A 19,522-nucleotide genomic window follows, 5' to 3' on the forward strand; every position below is an offset into this window, starting at 1 on the left:
AATTAACAATTGACAATAAAAAAAGACAATTGACAATCGCAATTAAATATCTTTCTTAATTGTCAATTGTCAATTGTCCATTTGTTTCGAGCCTCTTGTCGGATTCGAACCAACGACCCCGAGATTACAAATCACGTGCTCTGGCCAACTGAGCTAAAGAGGCAGGTGGGTAAGCTTACTACATCGCGCCGCTACAACCAAGTACCCTTGCTGCGGTCAAACCCTGGGGGATTCCGAGGGAGCATGCCGTGTAGGACTTACCCGGGTGCAAAAGTAGATATTATTTTTTACAATGCAAGCGTTTTCTACGAGTACGAGTGTTATTTGTTTGTAAGTGGTTGGAAACCTTTTGTTTTTAGATGTGTTAAAAAATGTATGCGATGATAGGAGGAAGATAGAGTTTGTTTATAAGGTGGGATATTTCGGATTTCTAAATAATCTTGTACCTTTGCAACCAAATTCAAAAATCAAAAACACTATTTACAATGGGTGGTTTTTTCGGAACTATTTCTAAGTCGGCTTGTTCAACTGATTTATTCTATGGCACCGACTATAATTCTCATCTGGGAACCCGGCGCGGCGGTATGGCTACATACGATAAGGAAGCCGGTTTCACACGTTCGATTCACAATCTGGAAAGTTCTTATTTTCGTACGAAGTTCGAGCCTGCTCTCGACAAGTTTGTGGGAAATGCCGGAATCGGTATCATCAGCGATACGGATGCGCAGCCGATCGTCATCAACTCCCACCTCGGTAAGTTCGCCATCGTGACGGTTGCCAAGATCAATAACATCGAGGAATTGGAACAGGATTTGCTGAAAGCGAATATGCACTTCTCCGAACTGAGTTCGGGCAAGACGAACCAGACCGAACTGGTAGCGTTGCTGATTACGCAGGGAAAGGATTTTGTCGAAGGCATTGAAAATGTTTACGACCGGGTCAAAGGTTCCTGTTCCATGTTGCTGCTGACGGAAGACGGTATCATCGTGGCCCGCGACAAGTGGGGGCGTACGCCTATTATTATAGGTAAGAAAGACGGAGCCTATGCCGCTACCAGCGAATCGAGCAGTTTACCTAACTTGGATTATGAAATAGACCGATTTGTCGGGCCGGGAGAAATCCTCCGCTTGCGTGCCGACGGCATCGAGCAGATGCGCCGTCCGAACGAGCAGATGCAGGTTTGCTCTTTCCTTTGGGTGTATTACGGTTTCCCGGTTTCTTGCTACGAGGGCAGGAATGTCGAGGAGGTCCGTTTCCAAAGCGGTTACAAGATGGGGAAGAAGGACGAGAGCGAAGTGGATTGTGTTTGCGGTATCCCTGATTCAGGCGTAGGGATGGCTTTGGGATATGCCGAAGGCAAAGGGGCTCCTTACCATCGGGCGATAGCCAAATACACACCGACTTGGCCGCGTAGTTTCACTCCGGCTAATCAGGAATTGCGTTCGCTTGTCGCGAAAATGAAACTGATCCCGAACCGGGCCATGCTGGAAGGAAAGCGAATCTTGTTTTGTGATGACTCGATCGTGCGCGGGACGCAGCTTCGCGACAACGTGAAAATCTTGTATGACTACGGGGCAAAAGAGGTACATATGCGCATTGCCTGCCCGCCTCTTATCTATGGTTGCCCGTTCCTCGGCTTTACTTCGTCGAAGAGTCCGCTCGAACTGATCACCCGTCGTATCATCAAGGAACTGGAAGGAGACGAGAACAAAAATCTGGAAAAATATGCGACGACCGACTCTCCTGAATATCAAAAGATGGTGCAGATCATTGCTGACCGCTTCGGCTTGAGCTCGTTGAAGTTCAATACGCTGGAAACACTCATCGAGGCAATCGGCCTACCGAAATGCAAAGTTTGTACGCATTGTTTCGACGGAAGCAGTTGTTTCTAAAGAGATATGATCGGATGAAATAAGGAAAATCATGTGCAGAAATGCGCATGATTTTTTTGTTGTTAGTGACACTTTAATTACTTTTATGGCTTGTAATATTAATGATAAGCTTATGACTGTAACAGATAGATTTTTGAAGTACGTGACGTTCGACACCGAGTCGAGCGAAACCACGGGTGTGACTCCCAGTACGCCGGGACAGCGCGTGTTTGCCGAAGCGTTGGTGAAAGAGTTGGAAGAGATAGGATTGGAAGACATCACCCTCGATGACAAGAGCTACCTGATGGCTACCCTGCCTGCCAATACGGCGAAGGAAGTTCCGACAATCGGCTTTATCGCCCATCTGGATACCAGCCCCGATATGTCGGGCAAGGATGTCGAGCCGCGTATCGTAAGTTACGAAGGGGGGGATATCGTGTTGTGCGCCGAAGAAAACGTGGTGCTTTCGCCGCTTATGTTTCCCGAACTGGACGATTATAAAGGACAGGATATCATCGTGACCAACGGCAAAACCCTGTTAGGAGCGGATGATAAGGGAGGAGTGGCTGCTATCATCGCCGCCATGAAATACCTGAAGGATCATCCGGAGATCGAACATGGCAAGATTCGCGTAGGGTTTACGCCCGACGAAGAGATCGGAGCCGGAGCCGACTACTTCGATGTCGAAAAGTTCGGTTGCGAATGGGCCTATACGATCGACGGCGGACAGATCGGCGAGTTGGAATACGAGAACTTCAATGCTGCCGGAGCCAAAGTCGTTTTCAAAGGGCTGAACGTACATCCGGGATATGCCAAGGACAAGATGCTGAACGCATCGTTGCTGGCGGTAGAGTTCGCCTCTTGGCTGCCTGTCGCGCAACGTCCCGAACATACGACCGGTTATGAAGGCTTTTTCCATCTGACCGGCATAAGCGGAACGGTCGAGGAGGCTTCTCTTTCCTATATCATACGCGACCATGTGCGCACTGCTTTCGAACGGAAGAAAGAGTTGCTGCACGAGTTGGTGAAGCGAATGAACGAGATGCATCCGGGCAGTACGACGCTCGAACTGCGCGACCAGTATTACAATATGCGTGAAGTGGTCGAACCGAAGAAATTCATCGTGGACTTGGCGTTCGACGCCATGAAGGAAGCCGGTGTCACACCTTTGGTGAAGCCGATCCGCGGAGGTACGGACGGTGCTCGCCTTTCTTTCATGGGACTGCCTTGCCCGAATATCTTCGCAGGCGGGTTGAACTTCCACGGACGGTATGAATTCCTCCCGGTCAAGTCGCTTGAAAAGAGCATGGAGACGATCGTTAAAATAGCAGAACTATTGGTCAAAGGTAATTATACATCATAAATCACAAATCATAAATCATGAAAACAACTCCGTTTACCGATGTGCACATTGCACTCGGTGCCAAAATGCATGAATTTGCAGGTTTCAACATGCCGATCGAATACACCGGTATTATCGACGAACACATGACCGTTGTGAATGGTGTGGGTGTGTTCGATGTCTCCCACATGGGCGAGTTTTGGGTAAAAGGTCCGAATGCGCTGGCTTTTATCCAGAGCGTTACCTCGAACGACGCTTCCGTGTTGCCGATCGGCAAAGCTCAATATACTTGCTTTCCGAATGACAAGGGCGGTATCGTGGACGACCTGCTGGTCTATCATTATGAACCGGAAAAATACCTTTTGGTTGTCAATGCGGGTAACATCGCCAAAGATTGGGATTGGTGCGTGAGCCATAATACAGTAGGGGCGGAACTGGAAAACTCTTCCGACCGTACTGCACAGTTGGCTGTCCAGGGCCCGAAAGCCGTCGAAGTTTTGCAGCGCCTGACTCCGGTCGACCTGTCTTCCATTCCTTACTATTCGTTTGTGACGGGTGAATTTGCAGGTTGCAAGAACGTCATCATCTCCAATACGGGATATACCGGAGCCGGTGGTTTCGAACTTTATTTTTACCCGGATGATGCCATGACGATCTGGAATGCCATCTTCGAAGCCGGTAAGCCTGAAGGTATCAAACCGATCGGCCTGGGTGCACGCGACACGCTACGTCTGGAAATGGGCTTCTGTCTGTATGGCAACGATCTCGACGACACGACTTCGCCGATCGAAGCCGGTCTGGGTTGGATCACCAAGTTCGCCGAAGGCAAGAACTTCACCAATCGCGCCGAACTGGAACGCCAGAAGAAAGAAGGCGTTAGCCGCAAGCTGTGTGCCTTCGAGTTGGTAGACAAAGGTATTCCCCGTCACGGCTATGAGATTGCCGATGCCGAAGGCAACATCATCGGTGTGGTGACATCCGGAACCATGTCGCCTGTCTTGAAGAAAGGTATCGGTATGGGGTATGTGAAACCTGAATTTGCAAAAGCCGGGACGGAAATCTGTATCAAGGTTCGGGGGCGTAACTTGAAAGCCCAGGTTGTAAAAGCGCCGTTCCGCAAGTAAGCTTGACGATTGATACAATCGACGGGTCGCGAAGCTTCAATCGCAAGCCTCTTTAAGCGGCTCCGTCAGGCAACGAAGCCTGTTTCGTCACACGGCGGAACAGGCTTTGATATATCTGATTATTTGTCGTACCTTTGCGCCCGAAAATAAAAGAAGGTGCTATGTTGAATTTTCTGAAAAACTGGACATTGCCCGTTGCGATGCTTGCCGGTGCGTTAGGGTATTTTATCTTTGCCAACTTCGCTTTTCTGGAGCCGACGAAACCGTTCATGAGTTCTTTTGTGGCCTATCTGACTCCCGCTTTGATCTTTGCTCAACTATTGCTGACTTTCTGCAAAGTGCAACCGCACGAGTTAATGCCTTCTCTCTGGCATGGATGGCTGTTGTTGTTCCAGCTTGTTTCGGCTTCGCTTGTAGCTGCCTTGTTGATATTCGTACACATGGATGGTGCTTACAAGGAGGTTTTCGAGGGTGCGATGGTCTGCCTGATCTGCCCGACGGCTACGGCAGCAGCTGTCATCACCGGCAAGTTAGGGGGGAGTGCATCCAGCCTGACGACTTACACGTTGCTGTCGAACGTTCTGGCGGCGATAGTTGTCCCGTTGATGTTTCCGTTGGTAGAACCTCATGCCGATATAACCTTTGTGACCGCTTTTCTGAAGATATTGAGCAAGGTGTTCCCTTTGTTGCTCTGCCCGTTTTTCCTGGCGATGTTGTTCCGCTATTTCCTTCCGGGACTGCATCATTTCCTGTTGGGTTTCCGCGACCTTGCTTTCTATCTCTGGGGTGTCGCGCTTGCCATCGTGACGGCCCAGACCGTGAAGTCTCTTGTCGAAAGTAATGCTCCGGTAGGAGTGGAGGTGCTGATAGCCTTGGCGGGCTTAGTGACCTGCGCCGTCCAGTTCTATTTGGGTAAGCGGATCGGAACCCGCTACTCCGACCGCATCAGTGCCGGGCAGGCCCTTGGGCAGAAAAACACTGTACTTGCCATCTGGATGGCTTATACCTATCTGGACCCGCTTTCATCGGTCGGCCCCGGATCATACGTCCTGTGGCAAAATCTTTTTAACAGTTATCAGTTGTGGAAGAAGAGAAAAAATGATCCCATTTAGAGCTTTTTTCAGCCGCAAGTCGGGAGCAGCAGAAGTTCGTAGTCTGCGACATCCAGCCAACGGTCGAACTTCAAGCCGACCTTCGTGAAGCGGGAAACCTGTTTGAACCCCAGTCTTTCATGTAAGATATTACTGGCTTCGTTCCCTTCCGTGATGCAGGCGATCAAGGCTCGGTAGCCATTTTCGCGACATGCTTCAATCAATCTTTGCATCAGGAGCATCCCGATGCCCTTTCCGGTATGTCCGGGAGACAGGTAGACAGTTGTTTCCAGCGTATAGCGGTAAGCTGAACGCTCTTTCCACGTATGGGCATAACAATAGCCGGTGATTTCTTTGTCTTCTTCGTAGACGAAATAAGGAAAGCGGGAAGATATTTCTGCAATTCGGGCACGCATTTCTTCTTCCTGCACCGGCTCCGTATCGAATGTAGCCACGCTGTGCAACACATATTCGTTGTAAATATTTGTGATCGCCTTTGCGTCCTGGAGCTCCACTTGTCTGATCATATCCCTTTTATCTTGTATTCTTGCCGCAAAAATAATGTATTAGAAGGAAAATAATCTGTATTTTTGTAGAATAATTGATATTGATATGAGATTAAGCAACGAGTGGTTTACCGCTCTTTCAGAGAATGAATCCGGACAACTGGTCACCGTTTCCGGTCGTGATGAATTAACTGAATTTATTCAGTCGGGCAAGTTCAAGGAACGGGTGGAAATCACCTGGAAATATGAAGGTGACGATAAAGGAATGCCTTCCGAAGCGCTTGCCGAAAAGATGGAGGAGGTACAGGAAGTTTTGCGTAAGGCGATGGAAAAAGATAAGCTGTCGATCCTGACCGGCGTTTATACCGGCGGCGGAGAGAGGATATGGGTCTATTATACCCGCACCGTCCGCGTTTTTGGTGAACGGTTGAATGAAGCCCTGGCGCCGTTTGAAATGTTGCCGATCTCTATCTATACGGAGGTGGACCCCGAATGGGAGGAATACTTGGATATGTATGAGATGAAGGAGTGGGCCATTGAATGATATGTTTTGCCCGTAGGAAAAAAATCAAGGGAACATGGTTGTAGAACTCGGAAACATGTTTGGTGATATCGTCCGGAGTTTTTGCTTCTGAGTTCTAAATAGTTTCTCTTTCCTGAAAGTTTAGAAAAACGAATGCTAAATATATTTACATATATTTGTGAGATTAGATAAAATGTATATTTACCATGAAGAATCACAACAGGAGGGATTTTATCAAGCAAGTCTCTGCTACCGGGGCTGTTTTAGCAACCGGAGCATTTGTTTCGTGTGCAGAAAAGGCATCGGCAAGCTGTTCGGGCGCCGGCACGGAAGAGAATATCCAAAGTAAACTAATCATTCCGAAGGCGCAGGGGCTGAAAATATCCGGGACTTTTTTGGATGAGATATCCCATGATATCCCGCATCAGAATTGGGGGGAAAAGGAATGGGATCGGGATTTTGCTTATATGAAAGCGATCGGGATCGATACGGTAATCGTGATTCGGAGCGGTTATCGCAAGTTTATCACCTATCCTTCGGAGTATCTGATGAAAACATTCGGCTGCTATATGCCTTCGGTCGATCTGATTGACATGTACCTGCGTCTGTCGGATAAATACGGGATGAAGTTCTTTTTCGGACTATACGATTCCGGCAAATACTGGGATACGGGCGACCTGACCTGGGAAATCGAATCCAACAAATATGTGATCGAGGAGGTCTGGAAGAAATACGGGCATCATAAAAGTTTCCAAGGATGGTATCTCTGCCAGGAGATCAGCCGTGCGACCAAGGGGGCGATCGCGGCATTCAGCAGTTTAGGCAAGCAGTGCAAGGAGGTCTCAGGCGGTCTGCCGACTCTCATCTCTCCCTGGATTGACGGAAAGAAAGCTGTCGCTGCTGCCGGAGGCGACCTGACAAAAGCCGAAGCGGTCTCTGTGGAACAGCATGAAAAGGAATGGTCTGAAATATTCGACGGGATCAAGGGAAACGTGGATGCCTGCGCTTTCCAGGACGGTCATATCGATTACGATGAATTGGATGCCTTTTTCAGTGTCAATAAGAAGATGGCGGATAAGTACGGTATCGAGTGCTGGACGAATGCCGAATCGTTTGACCGGGATATGCCGATCAAGTTCCTCCCGATCAAGTTCGACAAGCTGCGTATGAAGCTCGAAGCGGCCGCCCGGCAAAAGTACGATAAGGCGATCACTTTCGAGTTCTCCCATTTCATGAGTCCTCAGTCCGCCTATTTGCAGGCAGGGCATCTGTATGACCGTTATAAGGAGTATTTTGAAATTGGATAAATAGGTGATTGCAAAAAGTAGTACGAAGACATGAACATCTCGCCATTCAGGGTTTCGAATTGGTTTTCACCTTGAATGGCGGGATGTTTATTTTTTTGTGCAAGATGTTTATTGTGCCAACAGATAGCTTTTGAAAGTCTCGAAGTCCTTTTCCATCCCTACGCTTTGCTTTTCTCCTTGCATGAAGGCTTTTAGTTTGGCGGGGATTTCGATGTCGGCATCCAGTATTTTGTCTACCGTCCCTTTGAACTTGGCGGGATGGGCGGTTTCGAGGAACAGGCCGGTTTCGTTCGGAGCCAGTTTGTTATCGATTAAAGCCTGGTAACCGCAAGCACCGTGAGGGTCTAACACGTAGCCCGTTTCGTTGTAAACTTGCTTCATGGTAGCCCCGATCTCTTCGTCTGTGAAACGGTAACCGCTGATCAGCTGGCTGATTTCCGCGTGCGGGTTGCCGTTCTTGCCGTACAAGTCCAGGATGCGGGCGAAGTTGCTCGGATCACCGACATCCATCGCATTGGCGATGGTCGGAACGGAGGGACGCGGCGTGTAAACCCCCGTGTGCAGGTATTCCAGGAACACGTCGTTGCGGTTGTTGGCAGCCACAAAACGTTTGATCGGCAACCCCATCCGATGTGCAAACAAACCAGCTGTGATATTGCCGAAGTTTCCACTGGGGACGGATACTACCAGTTGGTCCGCTTTGCCTATTTTATCCAGTTGCGCATACGCGTTGAAGTAGTAGAAAGATTGCGGAAGGAAACGTGCCACATTGATGGAGTTGGCTGATGTCAGCTTCATGTGGCGGTTCAACTCTTCATCCATAAAGGCGGACTTGACCAATGCCTGACAGTCGTCGAACGTCCCGTCTACTTCCAGTGCCGTGATGTTTTGTCCAAGCGTAGTGAATTGGCATTCCTGGATCGGGCTTACTTTTCCCTTCGGATAGAGCACGTACACATGAATACCCGGTACGCCGAGAAAACCGTTTGCAACAGCGCTTCCCGTATCACCGGAGGTGGCCACCAACACGTTCACCTGCTTCAATCCTTCTTTTTTAATGAAATAGCCTAACAGGCGGGCCATGAAACGTCCCCCTACGTCCTTGAAAGCCAAAGTCGGGCCGTGGAATAGTTCGAGGCTGTAGATATTGTCGCGTACAGGGACGACCGGCGTCTCGAACGACAGCGTGTCCCGGACGATTGCATCGAGCGTTTCTGGTTCTATATCTTCCCCGAAGAAAGCCTGTGCTGCCGTACAGGCGATTTCATGGAATGATTTGTTTTTGAGACCGGAGATCGTATCCTTGTCCAAAGGTCGGATATGTTCCGGCATATATAAACCTTTGTCACCGGCAAGGCCTTTTACGACGGCTTCTTCCAGTGAGGCAAGCGGAGCTTGTTTGTTCGTGCTGTAATATTTCATAATAATTCTTTTATAAATTCGTCTTTCTCTAATATGCCATGTTTCCCTTCCAGTACGGAGAACTCGTCGAAACGCGTCACACTGTCGGGCTCCTGTCCCGGTTTATAGATAAGGAAAGGGACGGGAGTATTCGTATGTGTACGGATGGCACAAGGAGTCGGATGGTCGGGCAGGACGGCAATCGCTACCGGTTCATCCCATTTCTGCAATTCCTCGAAGAGGATACCGATGGCTCGTTTGTCCAGGTTTTCGATGGTCCGGATTTTCAGATCTACATCTCCTTCGTGTCCGGCTTCGTCGCTGGCTTCGACATGAAGATAAACGAAATCGTTTGTTTTCAGTGCTTCGAGGGCGGCATGCGCTTTTCCTTCGTAGTTCGTGTCGTAGAGTCCGGTGGCACCTTCCACGTCGATTACTTCCAGGCCGGCATAAACGCCTATGCCCCGTATCAGATCGACGGCCGAGATGACGGAACCCTGCTTGAAGCCATACATTTCCTGCATGGTTTGCATAGCCGGACGATATCCCGGCGACCAGGGCCATATGCTGTTTGCCGGGTCTTTCCCGGCAGCGATGCGCTGGAGGTTGACGGGGTGGTCTTTCAGTATCTCCTGCGATTGCAGGATCAGGTTGTTCAGCAGATCGGCCGTCTCTTGTGCTTCGGGTGCTTCCGGTTTGATCATCAGGGGACGGAAGGGATGTAGGGGCACATCGTGTGGCGGAGTGCAGTCCAGGCGCTTATCGCCTCCTTTCACAACCAACAGGTGGCGGTAAGACACACCGGTATAGAAATGTATGCGGTCAGACCCTAATTTCTCATTTAGAAAGCGGATCAGCTCGTCCGCTTCCTCTGTGGTGATATGGCCGGATGAATGATTCTTCAGGATATCACCTTCCACGCAGATCAGGTTGCAGCGCATGGCCATTTCACTTGGTTTCAGGTCATATCCGATACTGGCCGCTTCCAGCACGCCCCGTCCTTCGTAGACGGTCGGGAGGTCGTAGCCCAGCACTGCCATGTTCGCCACTTCGCTTCCCGGATGGAAACCGTCGGCAACGGTCTTCATTCGTCCGGTAACGCCCATTTCGGCCAGTTTGTCCATATAGGGAGTGTCCGCATACTGCATTGGTGTCTTGCCGCCCAAGGCCTCTATCGGCTCATCGGCCATACCGTCTCCCAAGATGATGATGCTTTTCATAATTCTCTTCTAATAATTGTCAATTGTCAATTATCAATTGTTTAACGGATGTTAGCGATCGAAATAATATCGGCAAAGACTCCAGCCGCCGTGACATCGGCCCCGGCTCCATAGCCTTTGATGATCATAGGATACTCGTGGTATCGTTCGGTAGAGATCATGATGATGTTGTTGCTGCCCTCCAGTTCGTAGAACGGGTGGTGGGCATCCACTTCCTGCAAACCGACTTCGCATGCCCCGTTTTCCATCTTGGCGACGAAGCGGAAACGCTTGTCTTCCGCTTCCAACTGCTGGCGCTTCTCTTCGAACCGGGCATCTAGGCCCTGTATGTTACGCCAAAAATCGTCCAGCGAGCCTTCAAAATAGCTTTCGGGAATGAAAAGGTTGCGTTTCACATCTTCCTGTTCTACTTTGTATCCGGCTTCACGTGCCAGGATTACCAGCTTGCGGATCACGTCTTTCCCGCTCAGGTCGATGCGGGGGTCCGGTTCGGAATATCCTTCTTCTTTAGCCATCATGATCGCTTTGCTGAAAGGAATGTCCGCACTCAACGTATTGAAGATATAGTTGAGCGTTCCGGAAAGGACTGCCTCCAGTTTCAGGATATGGTCGCCGCTGTTGATCAGGTCGTTCATCGTGTTGATGATCGGTAGTCCGGCCCCTACGTTCGTTTCGAACAGGAACTTGATGCCGCGGTGACGGGCTGTTTCTTTCAGTTTGATATAGTTTTCGTATGAAGAGGATGCAGCGATCTTGTTTGCCGCAACGACCGATACGTTATTGTTCAGTAATTCTTCGTACAGATCGGAGACCGCCTGGTTGGCCGTGCAGTCCACGAACACCGAGTTAAAGATATTCATCTTCAGGATTTCTTCTTTCAGATGTTCGGGCGAACTTTCCTGTCCGTTCTTTTTCAGTTCGTCAATACAGGTTTCCAGGTTCAACCCTTCGCGGCAGAAAATGGCATGCTTGCTGTTAGCTATGCCGACCACATTCAGTTTCAGCCCGTTCTGCTGCATCAGTTTCGGTTGCTGGATGCGGATCTGTTCCAACAGGTTGCCTCCGACCGTACCGACACCCGCTATGAAAAGGTTTAACACTTTGTATTGGGAAAGAAAAAAAGAGTCGTGGATAGAGTTCAATGCCTTGCGCAGGTATTTCAGCTTGATGACGAAAGAAATGTTCGTTTCGGAAGCCCCCTGTGCGCAGGCGATTACGCTGATACCTGCGCTGCCCAGTGTTCCGAACAACTTGCCGGCGATACCCGGAGTACGTTTCATGTTTTCGCCTACGATAGCGACAGTGGCCAGATCCTTTTCTGCTACCGTGTCGCTCATATCACCCTGGGCGCGTTCGAGTGCGAATTCTTCGTCCAATACTCTAACTGCCAGGTCTGCATCTGCATTCCGGACGGCAAATGTCGTATTGTTTTCCGAGCTGGCCTGTGATACCATAAACACGCTGATGCCATTCTTTGCCAATGTCTTGAAAATACGATAGTTGACGCCGATAACACCCACCATACCCAGACCTTGCACCGTGATCAGGCACGTGTCGTTGATGGAGGAAATACCTTTGATCATCGCCTTGCTGTCATCCTGCACCCGTTCTTTGGAGATATAAGTGCCCCTTGCAGTCGGGTTGAAGGTATTCAGGATGCGGATCGGTATGTTTTTGTGATAAACCGGATAGATCGTCGGAGGATAAATCACTTTCGCTCCGAAGTTGCATAATTCCATCGCTTCCGTGAATGTCAGCCGGTCGATGACATAAGCCGAACTGATCACACGCGGATCGGCCGTCATGAAGCCGTCCACATCCGTCCAGATCTCCAGCCTGCGGGCATTAAGTGCTGTTGCCAGGATAGAGGCCGTATAGTCGGAGCCCCCGCGTCCGAGGTTAGTCACTTCTCCTTCCTTGCTGGAAGATATAAAGCCGGGAACCAGCGATACTTTAGGCAGTGGGTCGAATGTTTCTTCGATCAGGCGGTTTGTCAATTCGAAATCGACGATATGCTTGTTGAACTGTTTGACCGTTTTGATGAATTTGCGCGAGTCGAACAGTTTGGCCTCGTTTATCACGTTCGAAACGATCAGAGAGGAGATACGTTCGCCGTAGCTGACGATCGTGTCGGAAGTTTTGGCCGACAAGTCGTTGATGAGGTACACACCTTTGTAAATATTACCCAGTTCGTCGAGCAAAGCCATCACTTGCTTCTGCACTTCGATCCGTTTTGTTTTGTCGGGGATAACACCTTGTATGACGTCGAGATGGCGGGCTACGATTTCGGAAAACTCTCTTTCATAAGCTACGTCTCCGTTCGTCGCCATCGAGGCTGTCTTCAGCAGTTTGTCCGTGATCCCTCCTAAGGCGGATACTACGACGATTACAGGCTCTTCAATGGCCTCTACTATCTTCTTTACACTCAGGATGCTATCCACGGAACCTACGGATGTTCCGCCGAATTTCAATACTTTCATCGATATGTATTTATTTAGTTGACAATCGGTAATCGACAATTGGCAGTTTAAAAACAAAACTGCATGCCGGTTTGAGAATGTCAGTTATTTACTGATTATTGATTGATTTGAAAAAAAGAAACGCAAGTGCAATGTGAGAATTGCAACAACGCGGGACGTGGTCTCCGCATTTGTCTATTTGTATATGCTAAACCCCCCAAGGGGTCATTGTCAGTGCCCAGGTATGATATGTGAAACCTGTTAATGTCATTTGCGATTTTCCTTGTGTTTATATTTACGTCGGCAATATTACGCATTATTTTTCAAATGCAAGCATTTTTTTGCCTGAAAGTTGAAATTTGACAGAAAAAAGTTCGATATCACGCCAAAAAGAAGGACGTAGTTCTAACAGGACTTGGCGGGACGATGTTTTAGCCGGTTTTCCTGGCCATCGGAACGGAAGATTATAAAACCATCCTACTTGCATGAGGGTATAGATTCGGTAGAAAAAAAGCCTGGAAAAAGCTTTCCTGATGGTCTTGTTATTTTACAATCTGAATATTTTTTAGCCTTTCCGATTAAAAAATATATTATTTTAGTTTGATTAATTATAAATTTAATATATTTGCATCTATTAGTGTGTCGAATACAATGTCCTGTTAGAACTACGTCCTTTGATTGAGGATCATTATGCTTTCTATACCTTAAATTAAAAGGAAACGTTTTTATAGGCCAATGTGGTTATACTTGAATGTATCATTTAAATCTATTGATTATGAAAAGGTTCTTTTGGGTTCTTTTTGTGATGTCCTTATGGGGACATTTGCTGATGGCGCAGGAAAAGGCTGTGTCAGGTATCGTAGTTTCTACCGAAGACGGCTTGCCGATGATCGGGGTGGCTGTCGTAGACAAGCAGACGATGAATGGCGTAACCACCAACGAAAAAGGAGAGTTTTCGATGACCGTTTCTCCTCGTACGAAAACACTGCATCTCTCTTACTTGGGATATAAGACAAAGGAAGTCACCATTTCCGGCCGTAGCATGAAGATCGAAATGGAGCCGGACATGGTAGCTATCGACGAGGTGATGGTTGTTGCTTATGGTACAGGAAAGAAGTCGACCTTTACAGGATCGGCCAGCGTGGTCAAAAAAGAATCGCTGGAGAAGATCAAAGCATCCAATGTAACCCAGGCTTTGCAAGGGCAAAGCAGCGGTGTGCAGGTGTTGAACAATTCCGGTGAGCCGGGCGAAGATGCGACGATCATGATCCGTGGTATCGGTTCCATGAACGCATCCAGCTCTCCGCTTTATGTGGTCGACGGAACGGCTTATGACGGATACCTGAATGCTATCAACCCGAACGACATCGAGTCCATGACTATTCTGAAAGATGCCTCGGCCACCGCTTTGTACGGCTCTCGCGCAGCCAATGGGGTCGTGATGATCACAACGCGTAAGGGCGCAAGCGAGAAAGGGCAGATCAATTTCCGTTCAACTTGGGGATTCTCCAGTTTGGCTGTAGGGTTGCCGGATCAACTGTCACCAGACCAACTATCGCAATTGACTTGGCGTGCTTTGTATAATGGCTATCTGGATTCAGGTTATCGGGACGAAGATTCCCGTTCCTATGCGTCTTATTATGTGATGGGTGAGTTCGGTAATAACCCTTATAACATTGATATGCCGGTCGGGACAGATGGGAAGATGGATCCCGATGCCAAGTTGAATTATTGGGGAGATTGGAGAAACGCTTTGTTGAAATCCCGTCTGCGTCAGGAATATACGATAGACTTCAGTGGTAAGAATAAAAAAGCCGACTACTTTATATCAGCCGGTTACCTGAACGATAAAGGTGTATTTTCTATCCAGCGTTTCGAACGCTATTCAACACGGGCAAACTTGAATTATAATGTAAACAAATGGTTGAAGGTCGGAACCAACATCAGTTTGTCTCATAGCGTGCGCGAAGGGTCTGCCAGTGATCAGACTGTATGGCTTTTGCGTACGATGCCGACAGTGTATCCTATTTATGAATGGGACAGTGCGACGAATGCCTACAGATTGGACAAGAACGGCAATCGTATTTTTGACTACGGAAACTACCGTACATCCTGGAGTGGGACTAACCCGTTGGCTGATGATACCTATAACAAGTCTCCTTGGACACATGACGATGTTTCCAATCGTACCTATTTTGAAATAACATTCATCCCGGGATTGAAGTGGCGTACCAATTTCAGCGTGGATTTTTATCAGTATAATTATGATGGCTATGTAAACAGCGAATATGGCTTTGCTGCCGGTTATAAAGGTTCAGCCTATAAGGAAAGTGACCGGAATCTTTCTTATACGATCAACAACCTGGTGACTTATGAGAAATCTTTCGGGGATCATTCTTTGTCCGTTTTATTGGGACAGGAAGCCTATGCCTTGGAATATAAGTTGTTATCTGCCGAAAAGCAGGGATTTCCTTTTCCTGGTGTTACGGAGATCGGTTCGGCAGCCGTGATGAGCAGCATGAATTCTTACACCGACAAATACCGTCTGTTAAGCTGGTTGAGCCGTGTCGAATATGATTATAAAGACCGTTATTACATTTCCGGTAGCTTCCGTACGGACGGCTCTTCCCGTTTTCATCCCGATAATCGTTGGGGGCAATTCTGGTCTTTAGGTGGTTCATGGAGAATATCCAATGAAGAATTCATGAAACCTTATAGTTCCTGGTTGGATAATTTGAAACTGAAAGCCAGTTATGGTGCTGTCGGTAATGATAACTTGGGGACTTATTATGCTTATCAAGGTTTGTATGCGACAGGCATGAACAACTACCGGGATCCAGGTGTTATGGTCAGCCGTTTGTCAAACAAGGATTTGAAATGGGAGACGAATTTGCAGTTCAATGTCGGGTTGGATTTTGCCGTGTTCAATAAGCTGAGCGGTAGTGTCGAGTGGTTCAGCCGTAAGTCTAAAGACCTGTTGTTTACATTGCCGATGGCTCCGTCTACCGGCATGAGCGGTATTGACCGTAATATCGGTGACGTTAAGAACCAGGGTGTCGAATTCTCTTTGAATTATGCTGCCATATCCAATAAAGATTTTAAATGGACCATCGATTTGAACGGGACATCTTATAAGAACCGTATAACCAAGTTGCCGCAGGCCGAAGTCAATGCCGGTGTCTTCAAATGGCGTGAAGGTGAATCCCGCTATAATTTCTGGGGAATCGAGTATGCAGGTGTGAACCCTGAAACCGGAAACGACCAATATTGGAAAACGATTTACGAAACAAACGACAAAGGAGAAAAAGTCGTGAAGGAACGGGTAAAGACCGAAAATTATAATGAGGTGACAAGCGACAGCCAGCAGAAATATCTGGGCGATGCCATTCCAAAATTGTTTGGAGGCTTTACCAATAACTTCTCATATAAAGGCATCGACCTTTCTTTCATGATCTATTACAGTATCGGCGGCAAGCTGTATGACAGCGACTATGCGCAATCCATGTATTACCGGAGAGGCTATAGCATGCACCCGGATATGTTGGATTCTTGGACTCCTGAAAATCCGAATGCCGAGTTCCCTCGCTTGACCACCTACTATAATTATGCGAATTATATGAGTTCCTATACTTCCAAATTTATTTTCAACAACTCTTTTGCGAGGTTGAGGAATATGACGTTGGGATACACGTTGCCTAAAAATTTCACGAAGAAGTTCCAGGTCAATTCATTACGCTTGTTCGTCCAGGGGGATAACTTGGTTACGATTGGTAGTGCAGCCCGTCGTGGTACGGACCCGGAACAAAGCATATCCGGAACGACCGCCAACCGGTTCCCGGTGACGAAGTCCGTTTCATTCGGTCTGCAACTTAATTTGTAAGAAGTCTAATTAAATAAATGATGAAGAATATGAAATCAAAGAACTATATATTGTCGGTTTTGGCTATAGGTCTCATGACGGGAAGTATGGTTTCCTGTAGTGATTTTTTGGATACGAAACCATCGACATCTGTCGATGATACGGATGTCTTTCAAACAACTTCCGGCGCACAGTCTGCTTTGAATGGTTGTTACTATCAAATGCGTGCCTATGGTAGCGGGGGAGCTAACCGGGGTGACGACTACGGTATACCTTCTATCCAGATGATTTCGGACATGTGCGGTGAAGATGTGATGAATAATGGTAGTGGATGGTATTTATATAACTATAATTATTGGGGAGAAACTCAAGCTAATATATTCCGTACAGATCAGTTGTGGACCTTCCATTACCGGTTGGTCAATAACTTGAATTCCGTAATCACTTATGTCGATGATTCGGAAGGCGAAGATATGGATAAGCAATATATCAAAGGGCAGGCTTTGGCTTTGCGCGGATGGGCCTATTTCGATTTGGCCCGCTTGTATCAGCAGACTTATGCTATCGCAAAGGACATGCCGGGAGTTCCTATTTATACGGAACCGACTGTAGACGGTACACAAGGTAAACCGCGTGGAACGTTGGAAGAAACCTATCAGCAGATCTTGTCAGACCTGACGACTGCCGAATCGATGTTGGAGGGCTTTGTTCGTAGTTCCAGCTATCCGAACGTGTTTGACCAAACGGTTGTACAAGGTGTTTTGTCTCAAGTCTATCAAGTAATGAATAACTGGGCGAAATCGGAAGAATATGCTAAAAAGGTGCTGGCGGTTTATCCTTTGACGACTGCAGAAGAGTATGCAAATGGATTTAATGACCATCTTACCAAATCTTGGATTTGGGGAATTAAACAGACGGAAGAGCAGAATATGGGCGACTATTCTCCTTTTGCTATGTGGTACAACGGTGATCGTAAATGTTGGACTTTTGCAGGCTTTATCCTCTCTGATCAGTTTGTGGATTTGTTTGACGAAGATGATATTCGCTTCAAACAGTTCGAGAATTGGTCTACGGGTTCTGGCCAGACGAAAAAAGAATTCTGGATTTCTCATAAGTTCAGGGATAATGAGGACTGCCGCGGATCGATGGTTGTCATGCGTTCCGACGAAATGTTGCTGAATGCGGCGGAAGCTTGTGCGCACCAGGGAAAAGATACGGAAGCGAAAGCGCTATTGTGGCAGCTTCAGGACTTGCGTAATGCCAAGCGTACGGAAGCAAGTGGCGATGAACTGATCGAAGCTATTTTAAAAGAAAGAAGAAAAGAACTCTATGGAGAAGGTTTTTCTTTGTTTGATATGCTTCGGACGCAGAAGGGCCTGGAACGAACCGGTAACCATATGGACTGGGGGGGCTTGATCACGTTGCCCGCCAAATCATGGCGTTTCATCTTCCAGTTGCCGGGAGCCGAAATGAAGAACAACAAATCTTTAGTCGATGAAATCTGGCCGGCCGGTGACCAGAATCCGTTTGACGGGGTCTATGAACCGTGAGATTTTGGGCGGTATGTCGGAGCTACCTCCTTCTTGGTCAAAGCGATGACATACATAGTCGATGATTAAAGGAGGATTTGTATTCCCATGATCACCGGCCTACATTTGCAGGAACGCAGGCCGCCGTTTATAGGAACGCAGGCTGGTGATTGCAGGAACGTCGGGAGACATTCCTTACGGGATTTGACACAATTGGCACATTTGACATCGGTTTGCTAAACTATATATAGGTAATAATATATATTCAGGTATATATATACCTACATAGGTATATTAAATAATTAATTATTTATCTCGCGTATATATATTTCTACAACCCCATGTCAAATGTGCCAAATGTGTCATCGTTTCCCTTTCTCCATGTCTTCCCGGCTTTTGCTCTGTGTCACGAGATAAACACCTGTGAAGACCAAGACAGCCGACAGGACTTTCTGCCAGGAAAGGGTGTCCTGGCCGATCATGACGGCAATGAACGAGGCGACGATCGGCTGCACGTAGTTGTACATGCTGACTGTTGTCGGGCGGATTCTCTTCAACGACATCGGGATGAGCAGGTAGGGGAGGAACGTCGCCCCGAAGAGGACGTAGAAGATCGCGCCCAGTTCCGTGAAGTCCCAAACCTCCCGGTGGAAAGCGGGAGCGTCGAGCACATGCCGGAAGGTGAAGGGGACCAGCGTCAGTGTCGTGAAGAGGAACATCCATTTCATCATCGTGACCGATGAATAGCGCAGGGAGAGCGGTTTCGACAGAACCAGGTAGATGGCATACATCAACCCGCTGACGATCATCATCATGTCACCGTCGAGGCTGCTGATGCTGTCGATGGCATGCGTGGAGCTGAAGACAAGCAGCAGGCCGCCACTGACCCCCATGAACACACCGAACGACTTCTTCCGGGTGATCGGCTCCTTCAGTATGACGGCGGCCAGCAGCAGGACGAAGATCGGCACGGCGGTGGCGATGATGGAGGCGTCGACTGGAGAAGAACGGTTCAGCCCGACGATGAACAATCCCTGATTGATTCCCACTCCGCAAAGGGCGCATACAAAAAGCATCCCCAAGTCTTTCAACGGCACTTTCTCTTTTACCGTGAAGAGAGACACGATCCAGAACATCACACAGGCGAAAGCCATGCGCATGATCGTAAGACCTTCGGGGGGAACGTGTGCCGGCAGCAGATATTTGGATATCGGCATGTTGACGGCAAACAGGATATTGGTTATCAATATCAGGATGTGACCTTTCAGTTTCTCGCTGTTCATGACAAGT

Annotated in this window: 13 protein-coding genes and 1 tRNA gene; 8 read left to right on the plus strand and 6 right to left on the minus strand. The window is 48.0% G+C overall.

Going from position 1 to position 19,522, the window contains the following annotated elements; all coding sequences use genetic code 11:
* Window positions 1-89 precede the first annotated feature (89 nt).
* Window positions 90-163 (minus strand) — tRNA-Thr (locus NQ542_RS01990).
* Window positions 164-485: 322 nt separating this feature from the next.
* Here NQ542_RS01990 and NQ542_RS01995 point away from each other — a divergent pair.
* The 4 genes from NQ542_RS01995 to NQ542_RS02010 all read left to right on the plus strand — a co-directional run bounded on the left by NQ542_RS01995 (window position 486) and on the right by NQ542_RS02010 (window position 5,449).
* A complete protein-coding gene (locus NQ542_RS01995) occupies window positions 486-1,892 on the plus strand; it encodes an amidophosphoribosyltransferase (protein WP_005640025.1) in 1,407 nt (468 codons plus the stop codon).
* Between the two features lie 112 nt (window positions 1,893-2,004).
* Entirely contained in the window at window positions 2,005-3,234 is a 1,230-nt protein-coding gene (pepT, locus tag NQ542_RS02000; RefSeq protein ID WP_036724207.1) for a peptidase T, read from the plus strand.
* A 17-nt stretch (window positions 3,235-3,251) separates the two neighbouring features.
* The gene (gene gcvT / locus NQ542_RS02005; protein WP_005640029.1) at window positions 3,252-4,337 is read left to right on the plus strand and encodes a glycine cleavage system aminomethyltransferase GcvT; all 1,086 of its coding nucleotides are present in this window, start codon (window positions 3,252-3,254) and stop codon (window positions 4,335-4,337) included.
* Between the two features lie 161 nt (window positions 4,338-4,498).
* Window positions 4,499-5,449, plus strand: a complete 951-nt coding sequence (locus tag NQ542_RS02010) for a transporter (protein WP_005640033.1) — start codon at window positions 4,499-4,501, stop codon at window positions 5,447-5,449.
* An 8-nt stretch (window positions 5,450-5,457) separates the two neighbouring features.
* On the opposite strand, the gene NQ542_RS02015 is transcribed toward NQ542_RS02010, so the two are convergent.
* On the minus strand, window positions 5,458-5,955 hold the full coding sequence (locus tag NQ542_RS02015) for a GNAT family N-acetyltransferase (RefSeq protein WP_005640035.1): 498 nt from the start codon (window positions 5,953-5,955) through the stop codon (window positions 5,458-5,460).
* Between the two features lie 85 nt (window positions 5,956-6,040).
* Here NQ542_RS02015 and NQ542_RS02020 point away from each other — a divergent pair, with 85 nt between their 5' ends.
* Together NQ542_RS02020 and NQ542_RS02025 are read left to right on the plus strand one after the other, a co-directional pair.
* Complete coding sequence (locus NQ542_RS02020) at window positions 6,041-6,478, plus strand: DUF695 domain-containing protein (protein WP_005640040.1); 438 nt, start codon at window positions 6,041-6,043, stop codon at window positions 6,476-6,478.
* Window positions 6,479-6,663: 185 nt separating this feature from the next.
* Complete coding sequence (locus NQ542_RS02025) at window positions 6,664-7,764, plus strand: DUF4434 domain-containing protein (protein WP_005640042.1); 1,101 nt, start codon at window positions 6,664-6,666, stop codon at window positions 7,762-7,764.
* A 108-nt stretch (window positions 7,765-7,872) separates the two neighbouring features.
* On the opposite strand, the gene thrC is transcribed toward NQ542_RS02025, so the two are convergent.
* Genes thrC through thrA form a run of 3 tightly spaced genes read right to left on the minus strand, consistent with a single transcriptional unit; the run spans window position 7,873 to window position 12,865 of the window.
* Entirely contained in the window at window positions 7,873-9,186 is a 1,314-nt protein-coding gene (gene thrC, locus NQ542_RS02030) for a threonine synthase (RefSeq protein WP_005640044.1), read from the minus strand.
* Entirely contained in the window at window positions 9,183-10,385 is a 1,203-nt protein-coding gene (locus tag NQ542_RS02035) for a cofactor-independent phosphoglycerate mutase (RefSeq protein ID WP_005640046.1), read from the minus strand. The genes thrC and NQ542_RS02035 overlap by 4 nt, the downstream gene beginning before the upstream one ends.
* A gap of 41 nt (window positions 10,386-10,426) precedes the next feature.
* Entirely contained in the window at window positions 10,427-12,865 is a 2,439-nt protein-coding gene (gene thrA / locus NQ542_RS02040) for a bifunctional aspartate kinase/homoserine dehydrogenase I (RefSeq protein WP_005640048.1), read from the minus strand.
* Window positions 12,866-13,619: 754 nt separating this feature from the next.
* On the opposite strand from thrA, the gene NQ542_RS02045 reads away from it, so the two are divergent.
* Both NQ542_RS02045 and NQ542_RS02050 read left to right on the plus strand, forming a co-directional pair.
* Window positions 13,620-16,724: a SusC/RagA family TonB-linked outer membrane protein gene (locus NQ542_RS02045; RefSeq protein WP_039850142.1), complete on the plus strand. Its 3,105-nt coding sequence runs from the start codon at window positions 13,620-13,622 to the stop codon at window positions 16,722-16,724.
* A 29-nt stretch (window positions 16,725-16,753) separates the two neighbouring features.
* Window positions 16,754-18,253: a RagB/SusD family nutrient uptake outer membrane protein gene (locus NQ542_RS02050; protein ID WP_005650356.1), complete on the plus strand. Its 1,500-nt coding sequence runs from the start codon at window positions 16,754-16,756 to the stop codon at window positions 18,251-18,253.
* Window positions 18,254-18,594: 341 nt separating this feature from the next.
* Here NQ542_RS02050 and NQ542_RS02055 read toward each other — a convergent pair whose 3' ends face one another.
* Window positions 18,595-19,515: a DMT family transporter gene (locus NQ542_RS02055; RefSeq protein WP_005640056.1), complete on the minus strand. Its 921-nt coding sequence runs from the start codon at window positions 19,513-19,515 to the stop codon at window positions 18,595-18,597.
* Window positions 19,516-19,522 lie beyond the last annotated feature (7 nt).

Origin of the sequence: Parabacteroides merdae ATCC 43184 (assembly GCF_025151215.1) — a bacterium.
In the GTDB taxonomy this organism is placed as follows: Bacteria; Bacteroidota; Bacteroidia; order Bacteroidales; family Tannerellaceae; genus Parabacteroides; species Parabacteroides merdae.

Excerpts from the sequence above, each read along its gene's own strand:
- NQ542_RS01995 (WP_005640025.1), top strand. The coding sequence starts at position 486 with ATGGGTGGTTTTTTCGGAACTATTTCTAAGTCGGCTTGTTCAACTGAT.
- pepT (WP_036724207.1), top strand. The coding sequence starts at position 2,005 with ATGACTGTAACAGATAGATTTTTGAAGTACGTGACGTTCGACACCGAG.
- gcvT (WP_005640029.1), top strand. The coding sequence starts at position 3,252 with ATGAAAACAACTCCGTTTACCGATGTGCACATTGCACTCGGTGCCAAA.
- NQ542_RS02010 (WP_005640033.1), top strand. The coding sequence starts at position 4,499 with ATGTTGAATTTTCTGAAAAACTGGACATTGCCCGTTGCGATGCTTGCC.
- NQ542_RS02015 (WP_005640035.1), bottom strand. The coding sequence starts at position 5,955 with ATGATCAGACAAGTGGAGCTCCAGGACGCAAAGGCGATCACAAATATT.
- NQ542_RS02020 (WP_005640040.1), top strand. The coding sequence starts at position 6,041 with ATGAGATTAAGCAACGAGTGGTTTACCGCTCTTTCAGAGAATGAATCC.
- NQ542_RS02025 (WP_005640042.1), top strand. The coding sequence starts at position 6,664 with ATGAAGAATCACAACAGGAGGGATTTTATCAAGCAAGTCTCTGCTACC.
- thrC (WP_005640044.1), bottom strand. The coding sequence starts at position 9,186 with ATGAAATATTACAGCACGAACAAACAAGCTCCGCTTGCCTCACTGGAA.
- NQ542_RS02035 (WP_005640046.1), bottom strand. The coding sequence starts at position 10,385 with ATGAAAAGCATCATCATCTTGGGAGACGGTATGGCCGATGAGCCGATA.
- thrA (WP_005640048.1), bottom strand. The coding sequence starts at position 12,865 with ATGAAAGTATTGAAATTCGGCGGAACATCCGTAGGTTCCGTGGATAGC.
- NQ542_RS02045 (WP_039850142.1), top strand. The coding sequence starts at position 13,620 with ATGAAAAGGTTCTTTTGGGTTCTTTTTGTGATGTCCTTATGGGGACAT.
- NQ542_RS02050 (WP_005650356.1), top strand. The coding sequence starts at position 16,754 with ATGAAATCAAAGAACTATATATTGTCGGTTTTGGCTATAGGTCTCATG.
- NQ542_RS02055 (WP_005640056.1), bottom strand. The coding sequence starts at position 19,515 with ATGAACAGCGAGAAACTGAAAGGTCACATCCTGATATTGATAACCAAT.